The sequence below is a fragment of the Radicibacter daui genome, assembly GCA_030657355.1.
Lineage (GTDB): Bacteria > Pseudomonadota > Alphaproteobacteria > Radicibacterales > Radicibacteraceae > Radicibacter > Radicibacter daui.
In genome coordinates this window covers 3441971-3467198 of record CP131056.1, presented here as the reverse complement: position 1 = coordinate 3467198, position 25228 = coordinate 3441971, and the positions used below count along the sequence as shown (strand labels likewise).

Below are 25228 nucleotides of genomic sequence, written 5' to 3'. Positions count from 1 at the left end.
GAAACGGGGGTGGAGGCCGGGGTCAGGCCGGCAGCAGGCCGCGGGCGCGCTGAAGCTCCTGAAGCGGCGGCGTTGCCTCGATGGCTTCCGGCGTCAGCAACTCCCAGCGGATGCCGTGCGGGCGGCGATATCCGCGCTGCACCTCGATAAGGCGCGTGGGCGTCGCGATCATGTCGACGATGATGTCGGTGGGGCTTGGTGTCAGCTTGTCCTCGACCACCTGAACGTCATGGACGACGGCGATGACCGGCGTGGTGTCGGTGGCGACGCCGATATCGGTGAACATGCCCCATTCCAGATCGAAGAAACCGTGGCCCTTGCCGAAGCGCACGCCGTCGGTGGAGACGGCGGAGGCGCCGGTAATCATCAGGTCAAAGGCGCCGCGCTCCCCGATCTCGGCCAGCGAGATGGGGCTGCCGAAATATTCCAGCCCGTCGAGCCAGCCGGCAAAGCGGGTCTGTTCCGGCGGAATGGCCTTGGGGTCGAGCAGGAAGAAGCCGCGATAGATGCCATAGGTGGAGACCACCAGCGTCTTGCCGGCTTCCAGCAGGCGGTGGCGCAGTTCCGCGAGGCAATTGTCAGGCGTGACGAACACATAGTTTGCCTGCTGCATCTGCGGCAGGGCCAGGATGTGCGCGATCGCAGCACCGGAATTCTGGAAGTCGGGGATGACCTCGGCGAAATTCAGATGAAAACGGGAGTCCGGCAGCGCCACATCCTTCAGGCGGGACCAGATGCGCTGGCGAACCAGGGTTGTCTTGTTCATGAGCAGGGCCTCGGTAATCGGATGCAGGAGATTTTGCAAACCGTGTGCCATGGTCATGAAACAGTGAAACTTCTGTTTCAGTGCGCCATTGCTCCTGAAACAGTCGGCGTTTCATGGCGGTTTTGCGCATAAAATGGGCCGGTTGGTGCCTTTTTGGGCGCCGGCTGTTTCATGCTGGTGAAATTCTGAAACAGGCTGTATGGACTAAAAACCATGTCGACGCGCCTTGCCCTCCGTATCCAGTCCTGCTTCGACCGGCTGACACCGGGGGAGAGGCGGCTGGCCGAGCTGATCCTCGAAGGGCCGGACGACATGCTGAGTTTTTCGGCGACCGAGCTTTCGGCCATGGCGGGAGTGTCGAAATCCACGGCGGCCCGTTTCTTCCGCACGCTCGGCTATACCGATTTCAATGAGGTGCGCCTGCAGGCGCGCGAGGAACGTAACCGCACCGGCCCGGTCCAGCACATCGTGGCGACGGGCGGCCAGGCGGCAACCGGCACGCCCGGCAGCATTGAAAACCACCTGCGCGGCGAGATCGCCAATGTGATCCGCACGCTGGAGGGGCTCAGTACCGAAGTGGTGGAGCGGGCCGTCGATGCGCTCGCCACCGCGCCCAGGCTGTGGATCGTCGGGCAGGGCGGGCTTTCCGGCCTTGGCTCCCACGCCCGCCAGCTGCTGGCGCGCATCCGCCCGGAAGTCTGGGTGCTGGGCGCAGCGCCGACGACGCTGGCAGAGGATATGGCGATGGTGGCGCCGCATGATGCAGCGCTCATCATCTCCGGCCGTCCGCGCGATGCCACCGTGCGGCAGATCGCCGATTTCCTGGCGGCGGCGCGCGCCCGGGTGGTGGAGATTACCGATCCGGTCAATGCGTCCCGGGCGATGCAGAACGGGGCCATCGTGCTGCCCTGCCATCTGGGACCGGCGCGCCAGTCGCCCTCCCTGACGGCCATCGTCTCGGTGCTGCAGCTGCTGATCGACCGGGTCGAGGCGCAGCTTGGCCGCAATGCCGTTCGCCGCAGCGAGCTGATTGCGCAAATTCACGAGGAACTCGGGGATCTGGAAGTCTACTGAGCTTCCGCTTCCCGCCTATCCCGGCTAAAACCCCGGCCATGGCACGATACAAACTCCTTCTCGAATGGGACGGGCGGCCCTTTGCCGGCTGGCAGCGTCAGGATGGCGTTCCTTCTATCCAGCAATCGCTGGAAGAGGCGGTGGAACGTTATTGCGGCGAGCAGATCAATGTGTTCGGTGCCGGCCGCACCGATGCTGGCGTGCATGCGCTGGGTATGGCTGCCTCCTTCGAACTGGTGGCTGAAAAAGACCCGCGCGAGGTGATGAAGGCGCTGAATGCGCATCTGCGCCCCGCGCCGATTTCGGTGCTCTCGGCAGAGCGTGCGGCGGATGATTTCCACGCCCGCTTCTCCTGCATCGGGCGCCGCTACATGTATCGCTATGTCAACCGCCGGGCGCCGCTGGCGCTGGAGGCCGGGCGGGCCTGGCTGTGGGGGCGGCCGATGGATGAAAAGGCGATGGCGGCGGCCGGCAAGGTGCTGGAAGGCCGGCATGATTTCTCCGCCTTCCGCTCCGCCGAGTGCCAGGCCGACAGCCCGGTCAAGACCATGGGCCGGGTGGATGTGGAACGGGTGGGGGAGGAAATCCGCCTGCATGTGGCCGCGCGTTCCTTCCTCCACAATCAGGTGCGCATCATCGCCGGCACGCTGCGCGATGTGGGTATCGGCAAGCTGAGCTCGGATGATGTGCGCGCGGCGCTGGAAACCGGCGACCGCCGCAAGGCCGGCGAAACCGCCCCACCGGACGGGCTCTATTTCATGGAAGCGATGTATGACTAATTTCCTTCCCCATTTATGGGGAAGGTGGCCGCAGGCCGGATGGGGGTGTAGGCGGAAGGACTTGTCTGCGCAGGGACTTAATGACGCCGTCAACATCCCCTTCCGCTGCTTCGCAGCACCTTCCCCGCGAGCGGGGAAGGAATTTTATCCGAACCTGAAGTAGCTCCTGAGCACCCGCTCATAGATGGCGGTGAGCTTCACGACATCGGCCACGGCCACATGCTCGTCCACCTTGTGCATGGTCTGGCCGACGAGGCCGAATTCCACGACCGGGCAGTAGGAGCGGATGAAGCGGGCATCCGAGGTGCCGCCGGTGGTGGAAAGCTCGGGGGCGATGCCGGTTTCGGCTTCGATGGCGCCGGCCACCAGCGTGCTCAACTGGCCCGGCGGCGTCAGGAAACTTTCGCCGGAAACACGCCAGCTGAGCTCGTAACGTCCGCCGACGCCCGCACAAATCTGGTCGGCCCAGCGCTTGATGCTGTCTGATGTGTGCAGGTCGTTGAAGCGGATGTTGAAAACCGCACGGCCTTCTGCCGGGATGACATTGCTGGCCGGGTTGCCGACATCGATGGTGGTGAGCGCCAGCGTGGTGGCGGGGAAGTGGTCGCTGCCGGTATCGAGCGGGGTGTTCGCCAGCCGCTCGCACATGGCGGCGAGGCGCGGCAGCGGATTATCGGCCAGATGCGGATAAGCGGCGTGGCCTTGCGTGCCGGACACCTTGAGCGTGCCGGTCATCGAGCCACGGCGGCCGATCTTGACCATGTCGCCGAGGCGGTTCGGGTTCGTCGGTTCCCCAACCAGGCAGGCATCGAGCTTTTCGCCATTGGCGGCCAGCCACTCCAGCACCTTGACGGTGCCGTTGACGGCATCGCCTTCCTCATCACCGGTGATGAGCAGGCTGATGGAGCCGTGCCTGAGGGCCGCCACGACGCGGGCCGCCGCCGCCACGAAAGCAGCAACGCCGCCCTTCATGTCCGCCGCGCCGCGCCCGTAAATGTTGCCGGCCGCGATTTCGCCGCCAAACGGATCGACCGTCCAGCCGGCGGGATCGCCCACCGGCACCACATCGGTGTGGCCGGCAAAACAGAAGTTCGGCCCCGCGGTGCCGAAGCGGGCATAGAGGTTTTCCACCGGGGCAAAACCCGGTTCTTCAAAGCGCAGGCGATGGCACCGGAAGCCCAGTTTGCCCAGTTCCGTCTCCAGCAGCGCTAGTGCGCCCCCTTCGGCAGGCGTTACGCTCGGGCAACGGATGAGACCCTGCAGCAGGGCAACGGGGTCCAGGCTTCCGGTGGTCATCGTCTTCAGGCTTTCGGGGCTATGATCAGTCGCGCAGCAGATCGTTGATGGAGACCTTGGAGCGGGTCTTCTCATCAACGCGCTTGACGATCACGGCGCAGGCAAGGCCCGGGCCCGGGGTGCCATCCGGCAGCGGCTTGCCGGGCAGGGTGCCGGGCACGACGACGCTGTAGGCCGGCACGCGGCCATACATCACTTCGCCGGTCGCCCGGTCGATGATCTTGGTCGACTGGCCGAGGAAGACGCCCATGGAGATGACGGCGCCGGTTTCCACCACCACACCTTCGGCCACTTCCGAGCGGGCGCCGATGAAGCAATTGTCTTCAATGATGACCGGGCCGGCCTGCAGCGGCTCGAGCACGCCGCCGATGCCGGTGCCGCCGGAGATGTGCACGTTCTTGCCGATCTGGGCGCAGGAGCCGACGGTGGCCCAGGTATCGACCATGGTGCCGCTATCGACATAGGCGCCGACATTGACGAAGCTCGGCATCAGCACGACGCCCGGGGCGATATAGGCGGAGCGGCGCACCACAGCGTTCGGCACGGCGCGGAAGCCGGCATCGCGCCAGCGGTTCTCGCCCCAGCCGTCGAACTTGGAGGGCACCTTGTCCCACCAGGTGGCCTCGCCCGGGCCGCCGCCCTGAACGCTGTTGTCATTGAGGCGGAAGGAAAGCAGCACCGCCTTCTTGAGCCACTGGTTGATCTTCCAGCTGCCATCCACCTTTTCGGCCACGCGGCGTTTGCCGCTGTCGAGCGCCTGCAGCGCCTCTTCGACCGCTTCGCGCTCGGCGCCTTGCGTCGTGGTGGAAAGTTCGGCGCGGCGCTCCCAGGCGGCGTCGATGGCGGCTTCGAGATCGGTGCTCATGGAAAGGCTCTTCCCTGGCGGAATTTTATGAAATGAGGAGGGATTGGGATAAAGGCCGGAAGCGGCAGAGGTGTCAACTGCTGCCCGGCCCTTATGACGGGCTTCAGACGATGGCTTTCAGCCAGCCGGCCAGATCGTCCGTCACATGGTCGATATGGGTATCGCCGTCGAGCGGCTGGGCATGATCGTCATCCGTGCGCACCCACAGCGTTGTCATGCCGAGCTGCTTGGCCGGCAGCAGGTTGCGGGCCATATCCTCCACCATCGCGGCCCTGCCGGGGGCTATGCTGAAACGCTCGATGACGGTGGCATAACCGGCCGTCTCGGGCTTGGGCACATAACCGGCCTCGGTAATATCGAAGATGCCGGAGAAGTGGCGCGAGATGCCGAGCTTGTCCATCACGCGCTCGGCATGGGTGGCGGAGGCATTGGTGTAGATGATCTTGCGGCCGGGCAGGGTTGCCAGCGCCTCGTCCAGCGCCGTATCCGAGACCACCTGTCCCAGATCAATATCGTGGACATAATCCATGAAGTGCTTGGGATCGGTCGCGTGGTTAAGCATCATGCCGCGCAGCGTGGTACCGTGTTCCCGAAAATAAGACTTCTGGACAAGCCGTGCTTCGGTGGCGTTTATGCCCAGCGCATGGGCCACAAACTCACCGATACGCCGGTCGACCTGGTCAAAAAGACGGGTCGAGGCGGGGTAAAGGGTGTTGTCGAGATCGAAGACCCAGGTATCGAGATCGGCGAGTGTGTGATTATGGTTCATCATGCCCCGCAAAATGGCGTGACCTGTGAGCCCGGGCAAGGCTAGTTTGGCATACATGATCGATATGACGCATTCGTCGCTCTCAGATGGAGAACTGGCGCTACCGTTCCCGCAACAGCTGCTGGAACTGTGGCCGAGCCCTCTGGTGACCTTTGCCCCGAGCGGCGAGATCGCCCAGATCAACGCGCCGGCCAGTGCCCTGTTCGAAACCCATCCTGACTGCCTGGAGGCGCTGAAGCAGTGGCGCCCGGTGGTCCTCAACGGCCAGGAGCCGACACTGTCGGTGCCGCTGCCGGTGCAGGAGGGGCTGCGTGTTTTCGAATGGCAGTCCGTCGTGCTCCGGGATGGCTGGCTGGTGGTGGAAGGGCGCGAGGCGACACTGGAGCGCAATCTGCGCCAGGTGCTGACGGAATCGCGCGAGCGCTTCAAGGATCTGGTGGAAGTCAGTGCCGACTTCGCCTGGGAGACCGGCGCGGACGGACGTTTTGCCTTCGTCTCGCAGCATGGTGCGCTGGGCTTCACGCCCGAGCAGCTGATCGACCGCCGGCCGCTGGACCTCGGGATTGGCGAGCCATCCGACGTGGTGGAACTGTTTGACCCGCGCGAGCCCTATACCCAGCGCGAGGCTTGGCTGACGGATGCGCTTGGCCGGCAGGTGTGCCTGATGGGCTCCGGCCTGCCCATCATCGGGCGCGATGGTTTTCCCGCCGGCGCGCGGGGCGTGGCCCGCGACGTGACGGTCGAGCGCCAGCGCGAGGCGGAACTCGCTCATGCCCGAGAGCGTGAGCGTGCGCTGACCCGCATCGTGGTGGCCATCCGAGACGAGATCGACCCCGAGCGCGCCTATGCCGGCGCGGCGCGGGCAACCGCCATGGCGCTGACGGCGGATGGCTGCCGCATCGTCAAATCCACGGACCGGCGCGGTCTGCAGGTGGTGGCGCAGTTCGGCCCGCCGCTTTCCCAGCTTGATCTCGGCGTGATTACCGCGCGCCTGCCGGCGGACGGGTCGCCGGCGGTGCTGACCGGGGCGCTGGGTACGCGGGTGCTGGGTGCCCGCAGCTCCCACCACGGCCAGCTCAACGGCTCGGTCTATGTGTGGCGGGAGGAAGAGGCGCCGGATTATACGCCGGACGAGATTTCGCTGATGGGGGCGATTGCCAACCAGATCGGCATCGCCCACGCCCATGCCGACTATCAGGAACAGCTGCGCTGGCAATCCGAGCGCGACGGCATGACCGGGCTTTATAACCGCCGCACCTTCATGGAGCGGCTGGACAAGAACCTTGCCGAAGGCGGCGATCGCCCGTCGGCGCTGCTTTATATCGACCTCGACAACTTCAAGGCCGTCAACGACACCCATGGCCACCAGATGGGCGATCAGGTGCTGCTGACGCTGGCCGGCATGCTGCAGGATATCGCCTCGCGCGGCGACCTGCCGGCGCGCCTTGGCGGCGACGAGTTTCTGGTCTGGCTTGATAATACCGACCGCGACCGTGCCGCCATGCTGTCCGAGCGGCTCATCCGCGAGGGCATCGAGAAGATGCGCCCCTTCTCCTCCTCGCCGGAAAAGCCGGTGGGGCTTTCCATCGGCATCGGGCTGCACGCCCCCGGTGAAGAACAGAGCGGCGAGCAATTGATCGTCAAGGCGGACGATGGCATGTATGTCGCCAAGAAGGGCGGCAAGAACCGCTATTCCTTTGCCGGAGAAGAGACGGCGTCCGTAACAGGTTGAGCCAGCTTGCGAATGCCGCACCCTTCGAATGTTCCTGAAATCTGCGGCGTCCGGGCCCGGGGCGCTGCCAGGGGGCGTGGCTGAAGATGGATTACGAGCGCTCCAAGCAGATGGCGAGCGATCCCAACCCGCGGGTGCGCGGGGAGCTGGCGGCCCGCGCGGACATCCGGCCCGAGCTCCTCTATTTCCTTGCCTCCGATGTCGAGGCTTATGTGCGCGGCCTTGTGGCCGGCAACGAGGCGACGCCGCGCCATGCCGACGTGATGCTGTCTGGCGACAAGGATGATGGCGTGCGCGCGGCGCTGGCCGGCAAGATCGCCCGTCTGGTGCCTACCCTGCCGGCCGACCAGCAGGACCAGCTGACCGCCATGACGCTGCAGGTGCTGGAGAAGCTGGCACAGGACCAGGTAGAGCGGGTGCGCGCCGTCATCTCCGAGGCGCTGCAGCATATGCCGGAAGCGCCGAACGGCATCGTAAAGCGCCTTGCCCGCGATGCTGCCGCCGCCGTCGCAACGCCGGTGCTGGAACATTCGCCGGTGCTGTCGGACGACGATCTGGTCGAGATCATCTCGCAAAGCCCGGCCAAGGGCGCGCTCTCTGCCATCGCGCGCCGTGGCTCGGTAACCGGCGCGGTGGCCGATGCCATCGCCAGCAGCGATGACGAGCAGGCGATTGCCACGCTGCTTGCCAACCCCAAGGCCCAGATCCGCGAACAAACGCTGGACCAGATCATCGAACGGGCGCCGGAACATGAGCCCTGGCACGCCCCGCTGGTGCGCCGCCCCTCGCTGCCGCTGCGTGCGGTGCGGCGGCTTGCCGAGTTCGTTTCCACCTCGCTCGTCAAGGTGCTGCAGGAGCGCCCGGATGTGGATGCGGATACGGTCGCCGCGCTGGGGGAGACGGTCAAGCGCCGACTGGTGGCGGAGCCCAAGGGTGTGGCCGAGGAGGTGGGCGGCTCGGCCAAGGCGCGCAAGCTGGCCCAGGAAAACAAGCTGACCGAGCTGGAGATGGTGGCGGCACTGGAGCGCGGCGACCGGCCCTTCCTGCTCGCCGGACTTGCCGCGCTGGCGCAGTGCCCGGACAAGACGGTGGAGGATATTGTCGGCTCCTCCAACGGCAAGGTCATCATGGGCCTGTGCTGGAAAGCCGGGCTCAGCGCCCGCCTTGCCCACAGCATCCAGCTCAAGATCGCGCGCATACCTCCCCGCGAGGTAATGAATTTGCGTGGCGGCACGCAATATCCGATAAGCAAGGCCCAGATGATGTGGGAGCTGGAAGGGTACGGCATCAGCTGACGCCGCCCGGTCCGCTCCCCTGGCCCTTACGCAAACATCTCTCCCGGCCTGAGGCCCCGCCTGTGCCCCGTCAGGGCAGGGGAGGTGCCCTTGCCCCGGAAAGCAGGTCATGACCCGGTCGACGCTCACCTCGCTTGCCGCCCTGGAGGCGGCAGGCCTCCTTTCCGCCGAAGAGGCGCCGGCCCTGGAGCCGGTGGCCGCGCGTTATGCCGTGGCGGTGACGCCGCATGTGGCGGCGCTGGCACTGGCGAAGCCGGAAGGGCCGGTGGCGCTTCAGTTCGTGCCCGATGCGCGCGAGCTCTACCGGTTGCCGGAAGAGCTGGATGACCCGATCTCCGACGAGCCGATGAGCCCGGTGAAGGGCATCGTGCACCGCTACCCCGACCGGGTGCTCCTGAAGGCGCTGCATGCCTGCCCGGTCTATTGCCGCTTCTGCTTCCGCCGCGAGATGGTGGGGCCGGGGGGCGAGGGCCTCAGCAACAGCGAACTCGATGCTGCGCTCGATTATATCCGCACCCATGAAGAGGTGTGGGAGGTGGTGATGACCGGGGGCGACCCGCTCATGCTCTCCCCGCGCCGGCTGGCGCTGATCCTCGATGCGCTGGCGGGGATGGAGCATGTGGGATCGGTGCGGCTTCACACCCGCGTGCCGGTTGTCGATCCGGAGCGGGTGAACGGAGCGCTTCTGCAGGCGCTGAGACCGCGCGACACGCTTGCCGTCTGGCTCGCCGTCCACACCAATCATGCCGATGAGCTGGTGGGCGATGCGCGCCGCGCCATCGGCGATCTCGCCAATGCCGGCATCGCGCTCGTCTCGCAAAGCGTACTGCTGAAGGGCATCAACGATGACGTGGCGGTGCTGGAAAAGCTCTTCCGTACACTGGTGACGCTAAGGGTCAAACCCTACTATCTGCACCACCCCGATCTGGCGCCGGGCACCAGCCATTTCCGCATCACGCTCGCGGAAGGCCAGGCGCTGATGCGGGCCTTGCGCGGCCGCCTTTCGGGCCTTGCCCAGCCCACCTACGTGTGGGACCCGCCCGGCGGCAGCGGCAAGATACCGGTGGGCCCGGATTTCCTCGCTTCGCGCGAACCGCCGGCAGAATAACGTCCGCCGGCGACCGGGCTTTTTAAGGCTTATTCGGCGGCGCCGGCGCGGCGCGGTTCGCTGAAATCCACCACGGCGACCGGCGGGTTGACTGCTGGCAGCGCCGCGAGGTCGCGCAGAAGGCGCGGATTTGCCATTACGGCCGTCAGCTCCTGCCGGGTAAAGGCGGCAACCGCCTCCGCCTGGCTCAGCACCGAGCGGATGCGCGCATCGGCGCAGGCGGTAATGGTGTCGATCTGGCCGCGCGCCGGCACCGGTGCCGGATCAAGCAGGCGCAGATGCGTCTCCAGCTTGTCAGGATCGCTCACCACCTCGGCAAAACGCGGCACTTCTGCCAGCGCTTCGGTATAAAGCGGCTCCACCGCGTCGGTGCGGGTTGCGACCTGCGGCGGATACTGCTCCTCCGGCGTTATCAGAAAACCCATGGCGCGCATTGCCCGGCCCACGGCGCTGGAGGCGGTGAGGGCGGAGAGCGGAATGGCAAGGGCAAGGCCGACAAGGGCCGGGGAGAGCCAGGCAAGCTGTGCCGGGGAGACGAGATAGGCCGCCACACCCAGTACGATGCCGAACACCACATGGCCGACATGGCGGCGGGCGATCTGGCCGAGCGGCACACTGCCATCCTCGCGCTGCTGCGGCTTCCAGCCGCTGTCGCGGCCGAGCAGGATGTCGAGCACGGCGGCGGTTTGCAGCAGCATCAGGATGGGCGCGAGCAGGGCGGAGAGGATGATCTCGAACACCACGCTCGCCAGCACCGACAGGGCACCGGGGCCGTAGGTCTCGCGCCGCGGGTCGATCAGGAAGGTGATGAGGCCGAGCAGCTTGGGGGTGAACAGCACCGCGATGGTGCCGAAGAAAAGCCTGAGCGCCCGCTCGCTGTCGATCAGCGGCCAGGTGGGGAAGAGGGCGAAGGCATCCGGGAAATATTCCGGGCGGATGAAATGCGCCTGCAAGCTCAGCAGCAAACCGGCGAGGATGAGCAGCAGCCAGAAGGGCGAGGCCAGATAGGAGAGGATGCCCGTCGTCATGTGCAGGCGGCTCATCCAGTGCAGGCCGCGCGTCGGCAGCACTAGCGCGTGTTGCAGGTTGCCCTGACACCAGCGCCGGTCGCGGATGGCGATATCGATGAGGGAAGGCGGGCTTTCCTCGAAACTGCCGCCAAGATCGGCGTCAAGCCGCACGCCCCAGCCGGCCCGGCGCATCAGCGCGGCCTCGACGAAATCGTGGCTGAGGATATGGCCGCCGAAGGGCGCCTTGCCGGGCAGATCGGGCAGGCCCGCCGCCTCGGTAAAGGCCTTGGTGCGGATAATCGCGTTGTGGCCCCAGTAGTTGCAGTCATACCCGCTCCAGCGCGCAAGGCCGGTGGCGATCACCGGGCCATAGACGCGGCCGGCGAACTGCTGCAGGCGCGCGAACAGCGAAGAGCGGTTGATGAGCATGGGGACGGTTTGCAAGAGGCCGAGCTTCGGATCGGCCTCCAGCCGCCGGGCCATGGTGGAGATGGTGGCGCCATCCATCAGGCTGTCGGCGTCCAGCACCAGCATGTAGTCATAGGCCCCGCCCCAGCGGGTGCAGAAATCGGCGATGTTACCGGCCTTGCGGGCGGTGTTGCGCCAGCGGCGGCGGTAATAGACCCGTGCATCGGTGCCGAGGCGGCGCATCAGGGCCAGATAGGCAGTCTCCTCCGCCAGCGCGGCCGCAGGGTCGGTGGTGTCGGAAAGGATGAAGAAATCGAAGGCATCGCCATCGCCGGTCTCGGCAATGGAAGCGCGCATGACTTCGAGCGCGGCGTAGACCCGGTCCGGCGCCTCGTTATAGGTCGGCATCAGGATAGCGGTACGGCCCTGAAGCGGCCCTTCAATCTCCGCCGGGGTGGAGCGCAGCAGGCCCAGATGCCGTGCGCTCAGCTGGAAGAAGCCGACTAGGGCGCTGGTAAAGGACAGGCTGATCCAGCTGATGTTGATGGCAAACAGCACCAGCACCACCAGCTCGACGGTGGTAAGCCCGCCGAGCGCCAGCACTTCTTCCATCTCATAGATGGAGATGCCGGCAACCGCGATGGCACCCCACAGCACGAAAGAGCGCACGAACCACGGGCTCGGCAGCTTCTCGCGCCCTTCGGTGGACGGGGCCTTCGACAGATCCTGAACCGGCATCGGCCGGTGGCTTTCGGCCGGGCGTACGACAACACCGGCAGCGCTGGACCACAGGCCCGCAGGCGGTTGCGGGGCGGGAACCGGTTCTGCTGCCAGATCGGTAAGGTTCACTTGGGCGGTGTCCATCGATAAAGCCAGGATTCGCCGACCGGCGTGTCGCCGCGCTTGAGGTCGCAGCGCAGTTCGGCCATGTCGACGCCGTTCAGATTGAGTTCGAAGGATACACGCCAGCCATTGGTGTCGGAATTACGCTGGACGCGGCCGTTGGAAATCTTGCCGGCGCTCGTCGTCAGCCCGATTTCCGGCGCGTTGTCGTTATCGCCCGGCAGCGGCTCGTAATCGATGACGAAGAGGCGCGACTTGCCCTCGCGCGTCAGGCCCGAGCGGCTGGCGATGACGCGGGCGCGGTCGGTCTTGAAATCGTCGCACCAGCGCAGGCGGTAGGAGAACGAGGCTTCGGTGCCTGCCGGCAGCGGGGTGCTGGGGCGCCAGAAGGCGACGATATTGTCGTTGAACTCGCTGCTGGACGGAATTTCCACCAGCGTCACAGTGCCCGAGGACCAGTCACCGATCGGCTCGATCCACAGGCTCGGCCGGCTTTCATAATGCTGCTCGAGATCCTGGTAATGGCTGAAGCGGCGGTTGCGCTGCATGAGGCCAAAGCCGCGCGGGCCCTGGTCCTGGAAAGCGCTGATCTGCAGGTCGCGCGGGTTGGAAAGCGGGCGCCAGAGAACCTCGCCGAGGCCGTTGAGCATCAGGAGGCCGTCGCTGTCGCTCACCGCCGGGCGGTAATCGTCCACATCCTCATGCGCAAGCTCGCCGAAGAAATACATCGAGGAGGAGGGGGCAAGGCCCACTTCCTTGAGATCGACGCGCGGAAACAGCGTCATCTCCACATCCATCACCGTCTCGGCGCCGGGGCGGATGGTGAAGCGATAAGCGCCGGTCACGCTCTTGCTGTCCAGCAGCGCGTGCACAACGACGACCGATCCATTCTGGCGCGGCTTTTCCACCCAGAACTGGCGGAAGACCGGAAACTCCTCGCCATCCGGCGAGGCGGTGCGGATGGCCAGCGCCCGGCCGGAAAGGCCGATGGTCTGGCCCTTGGCACGGGCGTGGAAATAGCTGTTGCCCTGGAAGGAGACGACACTATCCAGCCGGTCCGGGGCGTTCAGCGGGTAATGGATGCGGAAACCGGAAAAGCCGATATCGCCCTCCGGTATCGGGGAGGGAATGGCGGAGCCGAAATCGAACTGGTCGGGCGCATAGGTGATGGGCAGCTGGTGCCCGTCCTCGATCACCGACAGCGAGGTGAGCGCGCGGTTATAGGGCGCGCTGCGCATCAGCATCTGCAGCTGGAAGGGCAGCTTCTGGTCCGCCCAGACAGAGCGCTCGGGGCGGAAGTGAATGTCCTGATACTGCTCGTAGGTCAGCGAGTTGAATGGCTCGGGCAGGTCGGTCGACGGCGCCTGGTAGGGATCCTTGGCCAGCCGCCGCGCCAGCGCCAGCACGTCGCTGCGCCCGAACGGGTGGTTGGGATCGTCAAGGCCCGGCGAGGGCTGGGCGAAGGCGCTGGAGATGCCGCCAAGGCCGGCTGCTGCGGAAAAGGAAGCTACCGTCGCCAGAAGCGAGCGCCGGGAAAGGGAAGGCAGCCGGGGGGATTTGGCGGACGTAACCTTGCCGATCATCGATCAGGCTTTCTCCAGAAACAGACAAACGACACTTTGCCCCGAGCCGGACTGAGGGCCCGGGGTCACTCGGTAATGCGCCTTTTGGTGAGCGCAGGCCAAAACACCCCGCCCGGCCCTGGCCGGAAAGCGGGACGTAATAAGCACGCTGCCCAATTGATCCCGGAATAAAGGCAAATTCACGGTCATCTTCGCGTATGATGATTATCGAGCAGTAAATTTTGGCCGGAACATTTTGAAAGACGGGTGAAACTTGCCGGAATTGCCCCGTCGCGCCGGCGAAAGTCCCCTCCCTGATTTGACCGGCGGAGGTTTCTTCGCGCCTGCGATGGGCAAGCTATAAGGCCCACGCCCTCATCCTGTCGAGCGCCGCCCATGACTCTTGGAACGGCTGGAGGGGGAATTGCGTTCCATCCGTTCTGCCTGTTGCGTTTTTACGCCTTTTTCCGGGGAGTTACGGCAAGTTGGCGGCAGAATCCTACCCCGTGATGTCTGTTCAGGCCGGCAGATGGCCGGTCGCCGGATGCGACTCGGGACCGGTGCGTTGGGCACTGCAACAGCCCGGACGAAGCGGGGGCGACTTGCCCCTTGAAGCGTTGGGAGGCCGGGTTACCTTAGCTGCCTGAGAAGCCGGTCCCCGCCTGACGGGGAAGCCGGCCCTGCCAAACGGGGCGATCCGCCCCGGCCTGCGCCCTTTTTGTCGGCCTTTTCGGGACGGAGACATGCGTTCGACTTTCCTGCCGCTTTTTGCCGTGCTCGGCGCCGCTGCCATCCTGCTGGTGGGCGCGGGCCTGCAAGGTGTCCTCTTGCCGGTGCGCGGCCAGATGGAGGGGTTTGCCACCTTCTCCATCGGTCTCCTGGCTTCGGCCTATTCCGTCGGTTACGTGGCCGGCTGCTTCATCACACCGCGCATGGTGCGCCGGGTCGGGCATATCCGCACCTTCGGCGTCATGGCGGCAATGGCAGCCTCGATCATCCTGCTGCAGCTTCTCGTCATTTCGGCGCCGGCCTGGATTATCCTGCGCATGGTTGCCGGGCTTTGCCTTGCCGGGCTGATGATGGTGATCGAAAGCTGGCTTAACGAGCGGGCGACGAACGCCAATCGCGGCCTCGTCTTTTCCGTCTACATGGTGGTGAATCTCTCCGCCGTGACGGGTGGCCAGCTGCTGCTCGCCACCTCGGAGCCGGAAGGGTTCCGGCTCTTCGTCATTGCCGGCATCGCCATTGCCCTGTCGCTGGTGCCGATCAGCCTTACGCGTTTTGCCGCGCCGCAGCCGGTGCAGCAGGTGAGCATCCGCCTTGTGCGGCTTTACCGCATTTCTCCGGTCGGGCTGGTGGGGGCCTTTACCGTCGGGCTGGCGAATGGCGCCTGGGGCGGGCTTGGCCCCATCTTCGCCCATGCGCGCGGATTGGAAGCCGGGCATGTCGCGCTGGTCATGTCTGCTGCCGTGATGGGCGGCGCGATCTCGCAGTTACCGGTCGGCCGCCTTTCCGACCGTATCGACCGGCGCCGGGTGATGATCGGTGCCTGCATCGCCGCCATCGCGGTGGCACTGACAGTTGGCAGCCTGCCCTTTCTCACCGGCTATGCACTCATCGGTGCCATCCTTCTCTATGGCATGGCGATCTTTCCGCTCTACGGGCTTGCGGTTGCCCATACCAACGATTTCCTGTCGCCGGAGGATTTTGTCGAAGCGTCCAGTGCGTTGCTGATGGTCTACGGCTTCGGGGCGATCATCGGGCCGCTGCTGGCGGCCGAAGCCATGAGCCGCCTCGGGGACGGGGCGCTTTTTTATTATACCGCGCTGGTTCACCTGCTTTTTATTGGCTTCGTGCTTTTGCGCATGCGTATGCGCGCCGCGCCGCCGGTGGAAGCGAAGGATCCGTTCCGTGTGACGGATGGCGCCATTTCTCCGCAAGGCGCGCTGCTCGATCCGCGCGGTCCCGGCGATATGGAGGCCCCCGACGAAGGCGATCCGGACGGGACGCCGCCCGCCGGGCCCGACCTGCCGCCGGACCCGTCGGGGGAAGACGAGGCGAAGGCCGCCTGAGACCATCATTAACGCTCGCGCACCCTGGAGTTCACGGGGTGCGCGAGCGCCGATCGCCAATCAGAACAAGCCCGCAGGAGAGAGCCGGTTTACCGGCTTTCGTAAAGAACCCGGGCGCGGATGGTGCCCTCAAGCGCCCTGATATCTTCAAGGACCTGCTGGCTGCGCTCCAGCGACATTTCGGCATCAAGCACCACGTACCCGATGTCGCCATTGGTCTCCAGATACTGGGCGGCGATGTTGATCTGATGCCGGGCCAGAAGCTCGTTGAGGCGGCCAAGCATGCCGGCGACATTGCGATGCACCTGGATGAGGCGGGTGCCCTTGGGCCGCGTTGAAAGCTGCACCAGCGGGAAGTTTACCGCGCCGAGCGTGGCGCCGGTATCGCTGTAATCCACCAGCTTGCGGGCGACTTCCGATCCGATCTGCTCCTGGGCTTCCACGGTCGAGGCGCCGATATGCGGCGTCAGGATCACATTGGGCAGCCCCTGAAGCGGCGAGACGAAGCGCTCGTTGTTGGAGGACGGCTCCTTGGGGAACACATCCACGGCCGCGCCCCGCAGCCTGCCCTCGCGCACCGCTTCGGCGAGCGCGTCGAGATCAACCACGGTGCCGCGGCTGTTGTTGATGAGGTAGGCGCCCGGCTTCATCGCGGCAATTTCCGAGCGGCCCATCATGCTGTTGGTGGCCGCGGTTTCGGGCACATGCAGGCTCACCACGTCGCTTTCCGCGAGCAGTTCCTTGAGGCTGCCCACCGGCGTTGCCTGGCCGTGGCGCAGCTTGTCGATGTGATCGAAATAGATCACCCGCATGCCCATGCCCTCGGCCAGATTGGACAGCTGCGTCCCGATGTTGCCGTACCCCACGATGCCGAGCGTTTTGCCGCGCACTTCGTGGCTGTCGTTGGCGGACTTGTCCCACAGGCCCTCATGGGCGCCGCGGGAGCGGTCCGGCACGCGGCGCAGCAGCATGACGATCTCGCCCATCACCAGTTCCGCCACGCTGCGCGTGTTCGAGAAAGGCGCATTGAAGACCGGGATGCCCAGCCGGCAGGCGGCGTCGATGTCAACCTGGTTGGTGCCGACGCTGAAGCAGCCCACCGCAATCAGGCGGTCGGCGGCCTCGAGCACCTCGGCGGTAAGCTGGGTCCGGGAGCGGATGCCCAGCAGATGCACGCCGCGCAGCGCTTCGGTCAGGGCATCGCCATCCAGTGCCTTGGGCAAGCGGGTTACGTTGGCGTAGCCGCTCTGGCGCAATGTGCTGACGGCGCTGTCGTTGACGCCTTCCAGCAGGAGCACCTTGATCCGGTCTTTCGGCAGGGACAGGCGGGCGTTTTCGGAATAATTGGCGTTGGGCACGGGGCAGGCCTTGCTGGAGCGTTCAGTCGGGAGTCTCGGAGGATCGGGGACGATCCGGCCGAAAGGCCCCAGAGTATTGAATTCGCGCGGCCGTATTTCAAGCCAGCCGCTGAGAGAAGCTGTTGGCCACGCCACAATGCCCGGCCCGCAGGAGCAGGCTGTCACTCATCTGCGGAACGTGCTGCCGGACAATGGAACGCCCTTAAATGAAAACCGGGCCGGCGTAGGCCGGCCCGGTATTTTCTTTGCACTCTTTGTCCGGGTGGCCAGTTGCGCGCAGTTGGTCAACCCTGAGGCAATGCCCTGTCGAAGAGGGCCTGAAAGGCGGCGTTTGCCGCTAAAGCAACTTGCGTATGCTTTAGGTGATGCTCTGATCACCGTGCTTATTACGGTAAATAAGGTGCCCCCGATTGTCAAGGCCGGAGCCGGTTTTATTCGTCGTTTTCCGCCGGGGCGGACGGTTTGGCGCCGCGATATCGGGCAACGAATTCTTCAATCGGCAGGCGGCGGAAATCATCGATTGCCGCGCCGATAACCTCGTGCGGCCAGTCCCACCAGGCGATATCCAGCAGATCGGCGGCAATCTCTTCGGAAAAGCGCATGCGCAGCGGTTTGGCCGCCACACCGGCAACGATGGTGTAGGGCGCGACATCCTTGGTGACGACCGCGCCTGCGCCGATCACGGCGCCGGTGCCGATGGTGACGCCTGCCATGATGGTGACACCGTGGCCCACCCATACATCATGGCCAAGGGTCACCGGTTGCTCCTTGCGCCAGCGGAAGAAGCTGTCGTCATCCGGCCCCCAGCCGAAACGGGCCGAGCGGTAGGTGAAATGATGCTGGGTTGCCCGTTCCATCGGGTGCGCCCCGGGATTGAGCCGGGTCTGCGCCGCAATCGCGCAGAACTTGCCGATGCGGCTGTAGATGATGTTGCAGTCGTTGGTGAGGTAGGAATAGGCGCCAAGCTGGCTTTCCAGCAGCATGCTGCGGGGGCCGACCTCCGTATAGGGGCCGAGCTTGCTGGAAAAGACAGTGGCTGAACCGTGGATGAGCGCTTTTTCGCCCAGCATCTTGTTGCGCTTGTCGGACATGGCTCGCCTCGGTTGGTTCGGCCGGCAGGAAAAGGGGCAGGAAAAACGGGATGTCGCGGCTTTTAGCGCTGAAAAGCAGGGCCGGCCAGAGGGCAGAAGGGGCTTGAAGTTTACAAGGCAGGCGCGCCGGGTTAGGGGTAGGCAACCAGGCCCCGGCATGTATGCCGCGCCGGCCCCCGTTTTTCCCGTCAACATCGATATAGGTCGCCGGCTTCCGGCGCTTCCGGGTCCATGCAGTTTTCGCTTCTTCTTCCTGTCGCCGCCGGAGGAGCCGTCGGCTCCATGCTGCGCTATCTGTTCGGCGTTGCCGCCACACGGGCGCTCGGCGCCGATTTCCCCTGGGGTACGCTGGGCGTCAACATCATTGGCAGCTTCGTCATGGGCGCGCTGGTGACGGCGCTGGCGCTGCTGGGCAGTTCCAGTCAGGGCCTGAGGGCCTTCTTGGCCGTTGGCGTTCTGGGTGGCTTCACCACCTTCAGTTCCTTCTCGCTCGATTTCGCTACGCTGATGGAGCGTGGGCAGACCTCCACCGCGGCGCTTTATCTGGTGGGTTCGGTCGGTATTTCCCTGCTGGCGATCTTTGCCGGCATGGCTGCAACGCGGGCGGTGCTGGCATGAGCGGTGTTGAGCAAAAGACCGTCAGCAATGACGAAGCGGACATGCGCATCGATCGCTGGTTCAAGCGCCACTATCCGGCGCTGGGCCATGTGCCGCTGCAAAAGCTGCTGCGTACCGGCCAGGTTCGCATCGATGGCAAACGCGCCAAGCCGGACACCCGCGTGCAGCCCGGCCAGATCGTGCGTGTTCCGCCGCAGGCGAGCGGCGCCGCTGATCCCGCTTTCGATGATCGCCCGCCCCGCCCGGCGGTGACAGACCGCGACGCGGCGATGATCCGCAGCCTTGTGCTTTACAAGGATGATGACGTGATCGTCATCAACAAGCCGGCGGGGCTTGCCACGCAAGGCGGCACCAAGATCACCCGCCATGTTGACGGCATGCTGCCGGCCCTGCAGTTCGATGCCGAGGAGCCACCGCGCCTCGTACACCGGCTGGACAAGGACACGTCCGGTGTCCTGATGCTGGCGCGCAATGCGCAGGCTGCCCGGGCGCTGACCGCAGCGCTCAAGGGCCGCACCGTGCGCAAGATCTACTGGGCGGTGACGGTGGGCACGCCGGAGCCGAACGCAGGCCGCATCGTGGCGCCACTCATCAAGGGCGAGGGGCCGGACGGCGAGCGCATGATGGTGAATGAGGAGCGCGGCGATTCCGCCCGCACGCTTTACCGTGTGCTGGAATCGGTGGGCAGCAGCGCCGCTTTCGTGGCGCTATGGCCGCAGACCGGGCGCACGCACCAGCTGCGTGTCCATTGCAGCGACGTGCTGGGCACGCCCATTCTGGGTGACGGCAAATATGGCGGGGAGGCTGCCTTTATGGAGGGTAGCGACCTTCCCCGGCAGATGCATCTGCACGCACGGCAGGTGGTGGTGCCGCATCCGCGCACCAGCATCCCCATTTCGGTCAAGGCGCCGCTGCCGGACTATTTCCGCTCGACGCTCGACTATTTCGGCTTCGATGACGGCGACGTCGACGACCTGTTCCTGGAAGAAGCTTGAGCGCGCGCCTGACGGCAGTGCTGGCGGCGTTTGCCGCCTCCATGGCGACGGCGGCCTGCGCCGCCGGCGGGCCTTTGCCGGCGCCGGTAGACGGCGAGATCTGGCTGGAAGCCAGAACGCATCTGGTGGCGGCGCGCACCGTCGAATTTCCCGAGGAGGCCCGTTTCGGCGGGGTCTCCAGCATGGTGATGGACGGGGACGATCTGCTGGCCATCAGCGACCGGGGCGCCTCCTTCCGGCTGAGCCTTGGTTTTGCGGCCGATGGCAGGGTTGATGCCGTTACGCTCAAGGCGACACAGGACGTCACCGGCAGTGATGGCAAGCCGCTCGACGGGGCGGCGAGCGACAGCGAATCGCTGACACGCGACGGCGACAGTTGGTTGATGGGCTATGAGCGCGACCACCGCATCGATCGCTATGCCATTGGCGCCGATGGCCTGCCGGGCAAGTGGCTACAACATCTGGATATTCCCGGGGGCGTGCGCTCGCTGCCGCCCAATGGCGGTCTGGAAAGCCTGACGCGACTTGCCGATGGCGCGCTGGTCTTCATCGGCGAGGCGCCGACCGGGGGCAGCCATCTGGCCTGGGTGGGCAAGCCCGGCAACTGGCGCCCGTTCCGCTACAACGGTACCGGCAAGGCAGGGCTGCTGGCCGAACTGTGGCCCACCGATGCCCGGCCGCTGCCGGATGGCAGCCTGCTGGTGCTGGAGCGGCGCTTTTCTCCGCTCGAAGGCTTTGGTTGCCGGCTCGTACATCTGACTGCCGGCTGGCGGAACAAGGCTGAGGCGGGCGAGACGCTGACGGGCGAACGGCTGATGGAGATCACCCGCGGCGCCCTGGCGGATAATTGCGAGGCGCTTGCCGTGCGGCCATCCGCAAGCGGGCACGGCAGCGATATCTTCATTATGAGCGACAACAACTTCATGCCGATCCAGCGCACGCTGCTCATTCAGCTGCGCTTCGCCCCCGACGGGCCGGCGAGCTGACGCTCCTTGCCAAGGGCCTTGCCGGGAGCGCCAGCCGGTTGTCGCGGGCGGGCCGGCATGCTCTAAAGTCCGCGACATCAGGAAAGGCGCTGCCTTCAGCGCGGCCAGGACAGCACGGACCATGCCCAGCACTCTCTCTTCATCCGCCCTTCGTCTCGCGATCTTCGATTGCGACGGCACGCTGGTGGACAGCCAGCACTCCATACACGAGGCGATGAGCCATGCCTTCATGAGCGCCGGGCTGGTGGCGCCGGAACTGGCTGCGGTGCGGGCCACCATCGGCCTCTCGTTGCTGCATTCCGTGCAGCGCCTGCTGCCGGAAGCCGAGGCCGTGCTGCATGACGAGCTGGTGGCGGGCTACAAGGCCTTCTTCACTCTGCAGCGCCAGCGCGAGAACCTGCATGAACCGCTGTTTGACGGCACGCGGGAGGCTCTGGCCGCACTGGGCGGCACGGGCTGGCTGATGGGGGTGGCCACCGGCAAGGGCCGGCGCGGGCTCGACGCCATTCTTGCCCGCCACGATATCGCCAGCCATTTCGTGACCCTGCAAACGGCGGATGTGTGCCGCAGCAAGCCGGATCCGGAGATGGTGCAGCGCGCCCTGCTGGAAGCCGGCGGGCTGGACCCGAAAGCGGCGGTGGTCATCGGCGACACCAGTTTCGACATGGCGATGGCGCGCAATGCCGGGGCCTGGGCTATCGGCGTTACCTGGGGCTATCACGACCGCGACCTGCTGCACGATGCCGGCGCGCATGTTGTGATCGACCGTTATGATGAACTGCCTGCCGCCGCTGCGCGCTTGGTGGGTTGAGGGATAGTGGACCGAAGAGACAGATGAAGCGCTTTTACAAGGAAGCCGGCGTGATGCCGGAGGCTGACGGGTTTGCGGTAACCCTCGACGGGCGCGTGGTGAAGACGCCGGGCCGGCGCGCACTGGTGCTGCCGGCCAAGGCGCTGGCTGAGGCCATTGCCGCCGAATGGGATGGCCAGCGGGATGAAATTGACCCGGAGACCATGCCGCTGATGCGCCTTGCCGCAACCGCGCTTGATCAGGTGGGGCCGCAGCGCTCTGCCATCATTGATGCCGTTGCGGCCTATGGCGGCAGCGACCTTGTCTGTTACCGGGTGAACCATCCGGAAGAGCTGGCGCGGCGGCAGAATGCTGCCTGGGCGCCGCTGGTTGACTGGGCTGCGGCGACTTATGAGGCGCCGCTGATGGTAACGGACGGGCTGATGCATGCCGCCCAGCCGGAAGCATCGCTCGTGCGACTGCGTGCGGTGGTGGAAGCGGCGGATGATTTCCGCCTTTCCGGCCTGCAGAACGCCGTGGGGGCGCTTGGCTCGCTCGTCATCGGCCTTGCGCTGATGGAAGGGCGGCTGACGCCGGAGCAGGCGTTTGCGGCTGCCGAACTTGATGCGCTCTTCCAGATCGAGCAGTGGGGCGAGGATGCGGAGGCGAGCGTCCGCCATGCTGCGCTGCTGGAAGATGTTGCCGCCACGCGCCGCTATTTCGACGCGCTTACCGCCTGAAGAGGGGACATGGTCGGCCAGGACAAGAACCAGGGCAAGAAGACCCGGCGCCGGGACGCCGCGGGCGAGCCGGCGGCGGAGGGCAAGGTGCGTGCGGGAGCACGGCCCGGCGGGCGGCGCCTGAAGCCGGTGCGCCGTCCCTTCCTGCTGCATGTCATCCTGTCGCTCAGTCTTGGCCTTATCCTGCTGGCGATGAACCTTGCCATCGGGCGCGGCACCTGGTGGTCGCTGCCGGTCTTCTTTGCGCTCGCCGTTATTCTGGGCGCCCACGCCCTGCACGCTTCCGGCCTGGTGCCGTGGCTCTCGCCGGAGTGGGAGGCGCGCAACGCTGAAAAGGCGCAGAAGCTGTGGTCGCAATATGGCCCTGCTGCCCGGCGCAAGGGCCATCCATCAGCTGCACAGCCGCCGGCCCCGTCCGAACCGGCGCAAATCGGCTCCCGCTTCCCGGAAGCCGAGGTAATCGCCGAAATTCCGCCCCGCCGGGCTGGTGAGGCGGAGGCAAGCGACAAAAACTCCACCGCGCCCTGATCCCTTGATGCCGGATAACCGCCCATGAGCAGCAGCCCGCGCCTCGTCATCCACGCCTTTATTCGCGGCCAGGTTCAGGGCGTGTGGTATCGCGGCTGGACGGTGGAGACCGCGACCGCTCTTTGCCTCGACGGCTGGGTGCGCAACCGCAGCGATGGCAGCGTCGAAGCGCTGTTTGCCGGACCGGCGGACAAGGTGAATGAAATGCTGCTGCGCTGTCTCTCCGGCCCGCCGGAGGCCCGCGTTACCGGCATCGACCGGCGCGAGGGCGATGAGCCGGGGCAGACGGGCTTCCGGCAGGTGGCGACGGTCTAGCTGCGGGCTTCTGGCGCGGAGCGAATATTATGCTATGCTTTCAGCGGCTTCAGGCTCCAGCGCCGTAACAGAAATTTCCGCAAACCACTGTATGTAACTTGCGGCCCCAGGTGGCGGGCATTCAGCAGTCTCGTTCCCTGCGGGGCGGCAGGATTGCGCCAACGCATATTTTCCCTCTCCCTTGCCCAACAGGTGCTTCGATGACCGTTGCTACCGACCGGAACAAGTATGACCGCCGTTTTATCGTCCAGATCCTGATAGCCGCCGGCGCGCTCATCGCCATTGCGTTCAGCGCCCTGGGCTTCTGGATCTACAAGGTGTCGGGCGATACGCTCGCGACCCAGATCGAGGGGGAGACGCGGGAGGCTGGCAGTTCGGCGGCCAGCGGCGTGCAGAAATGGCTGGATGGCCGTGTGCTGCTGGTGGGTACCCTCGGTGAGGAGATCGCCCGCCACGACGATGCGGATGTGCGCAATCTCATCAGTACCGCGACCCTCGGCAAGACCTTCTCCCCGGTTTATTACGGCGATGAAGCCGGCGTTTTTGTGCGGGAGCCGGCCAAGGAAATGGCGGCAGATTACGACCCGCGCAAACGGCCCTGGTACGGTCAGGCCAAGGGCGAGCAGCAGACCATCATCACCAAGCCCTATGTCAGCGCCTCTACTGGCGGTCTGGTACTGACCATTGCGAGTCCGGTGACGAAGAGCGGCAAGCTTGCTGGCGTTGCCGGCGCCGATCTCGACCTCGAGGCGGTCAAGAGCTTCCTGTCCAGCTTCACTCTTGGTGGAAAGGGCTTTGTCTTCCTTGTCGATGCCGATGGCACCACGCTGGTGCACCCGGAGGCCGACAAGGTGATGAAGCCCTATGGCACGACGCCCGGTGACGGGGTGGTGGCGGATAGCGACGAGGCGCTGGTGCGCTTCTATCCGATCACGGGCTTGCCCTCGGTGCACTGGTATGTTGGTGTTTCGCTGGACCGGGCAAAGATGTTTGCGCCGCTGCGCACGCTGGCAACGGTCATCATTATCTCGATCGTCGTGGCCGTCGCGGTCGTGCTGCCGCTGCTGGGCCTGCTCATCATGCGGCAGGTGGCAACGCCGATCATGCGCATGACCGGAGCGATGACGAAGCTGAGTGCCGGCGCGCTAGATATCACGGTGCCGGGGCTGGAGCGTCGCGACGAACTGGGCGCGATGGCGGCGGCGCTTGAGGTATTTCGCGGCCATGCCGAGGAGGTGCAGCGCCTTGGCCGCGAGCAGGAGGAAATGCGCAAGGCGTCCGAACTCAGCCGTCACCAGTTGCTGGAGCGCCTTGCCGCCAATTTCGAACGCGATGTCAGCAGCGTGCTGGGGCAGGTTTCCACCTCCACACAGCAGATGGGCACCATGGCCGAGCAACTGCGTGCCGGCATCGGCGAGGTGCAACGCAGCAGCGACACGGTGATCGAGGCAACCGACAGCACCAGCGCCAGCGTGCAGACGGTGGCGGCGGCAACGGAGGAGCTTTCGGCCTCCATTGACGAGATCTCAACCCGGGTAACCGAGAGTGCCCAGATCGCGACCCGGACGGCGGATGGTGCGACGGCGGTGTCGAAAACCATCGCTGAACTGGCGGTTCAGGCCGAGAGCGTCGGCACCATCGTCAGCCTCATCAACGATATCGCCAGCCAGACCAACCTGCTGGCGCTCAACGCCACTATCGAGGCGGCGCGGGCAGGCGAGGCGGGCAAGGGCTTTGCCGTGGTCGCCAATGAGGTGAAGTCCCTCGCTACGCAGACGGCCAAGGCCACCAGCGAGATCAACGAAAAGATCGAGGCGACGCAAAAGGCAACCGCGCTGGCTGTCGAAGAAATCCAGGCCATCACCAAGGTGGCGCTGCAGGCGCGCGAGCTGGCCGCCAGCATCGCCTCCGCTGTGGAGCAGCAGGGCGCGGCAACCCGGGAGATTTCCGCCAACGTCAACCGGGCCGCTGACGGCACGCGCGTCGTCAGCACCAACATTCACGCGGTTGGCAATGTCATTACCCTCTCCGCCGACCAGAGCACCCAGGTGCACTCTGCGGCAGGCGAACTGGCGGAAAAGGTAAGGGCTCTCGACGAGCAGGTGCACCGGTTCGCTAGGTCGGTGCGGGAAGCCTGAGACCGGACTTCTGGCGGCGCTTTGGATATTCTTGCCTGACTGCAACTACTTGAATGGTTGCGGGGTTGAGAAGTTTTCTATTTCGGAGCC

22 protein-coding genes are annotated in these 25228 nt (G+C 65.5%); 14 read left to right on the top strand and 8 right to left on the bottom strand.

The features are described 5' to 3' along the window. Positions 1-22: 22 nt before the first annotated feature. Positions 23-766 (bottom strand): 5-formyltetrahydrofolate cyclo-ligase, encoded by a 744-nt coding sequence (locus tag QTL98_RS16220; RefSeq protein ID WP_445679509.1) that lies wholly within the window; start codon positions 764-766, stop codon positions 23-25. A gap of 213 nt (positions 767-979) precedes the next feature. Here QTL98_RS16220 and QTL98_RS16215 point away from each other — a divergent pair, with 213 nt between their 5' ends. Then, positions 980-1840, top strand: coding sequence for a MurR/RpiR family transcriptional regulator (locus tag QTL98_RS16215; protein ID WP_445679508.1), 861 nt, complete (start codon positions 980-982; stop codon positions 1838-1840). Positions 1841-1878: 38 nt separating this feature from the next. Next, complete coding sequence (truA, locus tag QTL98_RS16210; RefSeq protein WP_445679507.1) at positions 1879-2619, top strand: tRNA pseudouridine(38-40) synthase TruA; 741 nt, start codon at positions 1879-1881, stop codon at positions 2617-2619. Between the two features lie 144 nt (positions 2620-2763). Here the strand turns inward: truA and dapE are convergent, their stop codons facing one another. The 3 genes from dapE to QTL98_RS16195 form a co-directional block, all read right to left on the bottom strand. Then, positions 2764-3915: a succinyl-diaminopimelate desuccinylase gene (gene dapE / locus QTL98_RS16205; RefSeq protein ID WP_445679506.1), complete on the bottom strand. Its 1152-nt coding sequence runs from the start codon at positions 3913-3915 to the stop codon at positions 2764-2766. A gap of 25 nt (positions 3916-3940) precedes the next feature. Further along, positions 3941-4780, bottom strand: coding sequence for a 2,3,4,5-tetrahydropyridine-2,6-dicarboxylate N-succinyltransferase (gene dapD / locus QTL98_RS16200; RefSeq protein WP_445679505.1), 840 nt, complete (start codon positions 4778-4780; stop codon positions 3941-3943). 103 nt (positions 4781-4883) lie between these two features. Next, positions 4884-5552 carry a pyrimidine 5'-nucleotidase gene (locus QTL98_RS16195; protein WP_445679504.1) on the bottom strand — a complete coding sequence of 223 codons (669 nt, stop codon included), beginning with the start codon at positions 5550-5552 and terminating at the stop codon, positions 4884-4886. A gap of 52 nt (positions 5553-5604) precedes the next feature. Between QTL98_RS16195 and QTL98_RS16190 the strand changes: the two genes are divergently transcribed. From QTL98_RS16190 to QTL98_RS16180, 3 genes are all read left to right on the top strand, one after another. Continuing rightward, positions 5605-7281 (top strand): sensor domain-containing diguanylate cyclase, encoded by a 1677-nt coding sequence (locus QTL98_RS16190; protein ID WP_445679503.1) that lies wholly within the window; start codon positions 5605-5607, stop codon positions 7279-7281. 86 nt (positions 7282-7367) lie between these two features. Continuing rightward, positions 7368-8576 (top strand): DUF2336 domain-containing protein, encoded by a 1209-nt coding sequence (locus QTL98_RS16185; RefSeq protein ID WP_445679502.1) that lies wholly within the window; start codon positions 7368-7370, stop codon positions 8574-8576. 109 nt (positions 8577-8685) lie between these two features. Further along, positions 8686-9684 carry a lysine-2,3-aminomutase-like protein gene (locus QTL98_RS16180; RefSeq protein ID WP_445679501.1) on the top strand — a complete coding sequence of 333 codons (999 nt, stop codon included), beginning with the start codon at positions 8686-8688 and terminating at the stop codon, positions 9682-9684. Positions 9685-9713: 29 nt separating this feature from the next. On the opposite strand, the gene mdoH is transcribed toward QTL98_RS16180, so the two are convergent. After that, a complete protein-coding gene (gene mdoH, locus QTL98_RS16175) occupies positions 9714-11840 on the bottom strand; it encodes a glucans biosynthesis glucosyltransferase MdoH (protein WP_510637581.1) in 2127 nt (708 codons plus the stop codon). A gap of 107 nt (positions 11841-11947) precedes the next feature. Further along, positions 11948-13528, bottom strand: a complete 1581-nt coding sequence (locus tag QTL98_RS16170) for an OpgD/OpgG family glucan biosynthesis protein (RefSeq protein WP_445679499.1) — start codon at positions 13526-13528, stop codon at positions 11948-11950. A 722-nt stretch (positions 13529-14250) separates the two neighbouring features. Between QTL98_RS16170 and QTL98_RS16165 the strand changes: the two genes are divergently transcribed. Then, positions 14251-15579 carry an MFS transporter gene (locus QTL98_RS16165; RefSeq protein WP_445679498.1) on the top strand — a complete coding sequence of 443 codons (1329 nt, stop codon included), beginning with the start codon at positions 14251-14253 and terminating at the stop codon, positions 15577-15579. An 89-nt stretch (positions 15580-15668) separates the two neighbouring features. Here the strand turns inward: QTL98_RS16165 and serA are convergent, their stop codons facing one another. After that, a complete protein-coding gene (serA, locus tag QTL98_RS16160) occupies positions 15669-16937 on the bottom strand; it encodes a phosphoglycerate dehydrogenase (protein ID WP_445679497.1) in 1269 nt (422 codons plus the stop codon). Positions 16938-17368: 431 nt separating this feature from the next. Continuing rightward, on the bottom strand, positions 17369-18028 hold the full coding sequence (locus QTL98_RS16155) for a DapH/DapD/GlmU-related protein (RefSeq protein ID WP_445679496.1): 660 nt from the start codon (positions 18026-18028) through the stop codon (positions 17369-17371). Positions 18029-18310: 282 nt separating this feature from the next. Here QTL98_RS16155 and QTL98_RS16150 point away from each other — a divergent pair, with 282 nt between their 5' ends. From QTL98_RS16150 to QTL98_RS16115, 8 genes are all read left to right on the top strand, one after another. Further along, positions 18311-18646: a fluoride efflux transporter FluC gene (locus QTL98_RS16150; protein WP_445679495.1), complete on the top strand. Its 336-nt coding sequence runs from the start codon at positions 18311-18313 to the stop codon at positions 18644-18646. After that, on the top strand, positions 18643-19641 hold the full coding sequence (locus QTL98_RS16145) for an RluA family pseudouridine synthase (protein WP_445679494.1): 999 nt from the start codon (positions 18643-18645) through the stop codon (positions 19639-19641). Before QTL98_RS16150 ends, QTL98_RS16145 begins: the two co-directional genes overlap by 4 nt. After that, positions 19638-20627 carry an esterase-like activity of phytase family protein gene (locus QTL98_RS16140; protein ID WP_445679493.1) on the top strand — a complete coding sequence of 330 codons (990 nt, stop codon included), beginning with the start codon at positions 19638-19640 and terminating at the stop codon, positions 20625-20627. The genes QTL98_RS16145 and QTL98_RS16140 overlap by 4 nt, the downstream gene beginning before the upstream one ends. A gap of 121 nt (positions 20628-20748) precedes the next feature. Further along, positions 20749-21438: an HAD-IA family hydrolase gene (locus tag QTL98_RS16135; protein WP_445679492.1), complete on the top strand. Its 690-nt coding sequence runs from the start codon at positions 20749-20751 to the stop codon at positions 21436-21438. Positions 21439-21461: 23 nt separating this feature from the next. Next, a complete protein-coding gene (locus QTL98_RS16130) occupies positions 21462-22157 on the top strand; it encodes an ATP12 family chaperone protein (RefSeq protein WP_445679491.1) in 696 nt (231 codons plus the stop codon). 9 nt (positions 22158-22166) lie between these two features. Further along, positions 22167-22685 (top strand): 2TM domain-containing protein, encoded by a 519-nt coding sequence (locus QTL98_RS16125; RefSeq protein WP_445679490.1) that lies wholly within the window; start codon positions 22167-22169, stop codon positions 22683-22685. Positions 22686-22709: 24 nt separating this feature from the next. Next, on the top strand, positions 22710-23000 hold the full coding sequence (locus tag QTL98_RS16120) for an acylphosphatase (RefSeq protein ID WP_445679489.1): 291 nt from the start codon (positions 22710-22712) through the stop codon (positions 22998-23000). A gap of 200 nt (positions 23001-23200) precedes the next feature. Next, on the top strand, positions 23201-25138 hold the full coding sequence (locus QTL98_RS16115; protein WP_445679488.1) for a methyl-accepting chemotaxis protein: 1938 nt from the start codon (positions 23201-23203) through the stop codon (positions 25136-25138). Positions 25139-25228 lie beyond the last annotated feature (90 nt).